The organism is Agrobacterium sp. 16-172Ci, assembly GCF_053522725.1.
Genome location: NZ_JBNWBW010000064.1, coordinates 1 through 1,171, shown reverse-complemented (window position 1 = coordinate 1,171; position 1,171 = coordinate 1). Strand labels below are relative to the sequence as shown.

Sequence of the window (1,171 nt, the reverse complement as noted above, 5' to 3'; positions counted from 1 at the left end):
GCCCCGCTGACGGCCTTCATCGCCTCCTTCTCAAGTCCGCAGGGGCTGTTCTGGGCAAAACTCTCGGCCGCCTCGATGATGGCGATCGCCCCCATTCTCGTCATCGGCTGGTTCTCGCAGAAACAACTCGTGCGTGGCCTGACCTTTGGCGCCGTGAAATAAGGAACGACAAACATGGGCAGCATTTCCCTTCAGAACGTGTCCAAGCTCTTCGGTGAGGCAAAGGTCATCCCGTCGATCGATCTCGATATCCATGACGGCGAGTTCGTCGTCTTCGTCGGTCCCTCCGGCTGCGGCAAGTCCACGCTTTTGCGCCTGATTGCCGGGCTGGAGGACGTCTCCGGCGGCAAGATCGTCATCGACGGCAAGGATGTGACGGAAAAGGCGCCGGCCGAGCGCGGCCTTGCCATGGTGTTCCAGTCCTATGCGCTTTATCCGCATATGAGTGTCAGGAACAACATCGCCTTCCCGCTGAAGATGGCCAAGCTCGACAAGGCGATCATCGATAAAAAGGTCGAAGACGCCGCAAGGGTGCTGAACCTTACCGACTATCTCGAGCGCCGGCCCTCGCAGCTGTCGGGCGGCCAGCGCCAGCGTGTCGCCATCGGCCGCGCCATCGTGCGCGAACCTTCCGCCTTCCTGTTCGACGAACCGCTTTCCAACCTCGATGCGGCGCTGCGCGGCACCATGCGGCTGGAAATCTCCGAGCTGCACAACACGCTGAAGACGACGATGATCTACGTCACCCACGACCAAGTGGAAGCCATGACCATGGCCGACAAGATCGTCGTGCTCAACCGCGGCAATATCGAGCAGGTCGGCTCGCCGATGGAGCTTTACCGCTCCCCCGCCAACCTCTTCGTCGCCGGCTTCATCGGCTCACCGCGCATGAACCTCATCACCGGCGATTACGCCCGCAGCAAGAATGCCACCACCGCCGGGGTGCGGCCGGAGCATCTGGTGCTGTCGAAGGAAAGTGGGCTGTGGCAGGGCAAGGTCACCGTCGCCGAACATCTCGGATCGGATACCTTCCTGCATCTCGAAGTGTCAGGCATCGGGCCGATTACTGCCCGCACGGACGGCGAGTTTGAGTGCAAACACGGCGATACCGTCTTCATCACGCCCGATGACACCAAGATCCACAGGTTCGATGAAAAGGGTGTGGCGATAT

The 1,171-nt window shown here is 60.9% G+C and carries 1 protein-coding gene and 1 pseudogene; both read left to right on the top strand.

Annotated elements, in window-relative coordinates; genetic code table 11:
• Nucleotides 1-162, top strand: a pseudogene (locus tag ACQZ40_RS25695) (carbohydrate ABC transporter permease); the annotation flags it as partial.
• A gap of 12 nt (nucleotides 163-174) precedes the next feature.
• Nucleotides 175-1,171: ABC transporter ATP-binding protein (locus ACQZ40_RS25690; RefSeq protein WP_448748911.1), on the top strand; the 997-nt coding region annotated here is incomplete at its 3' end.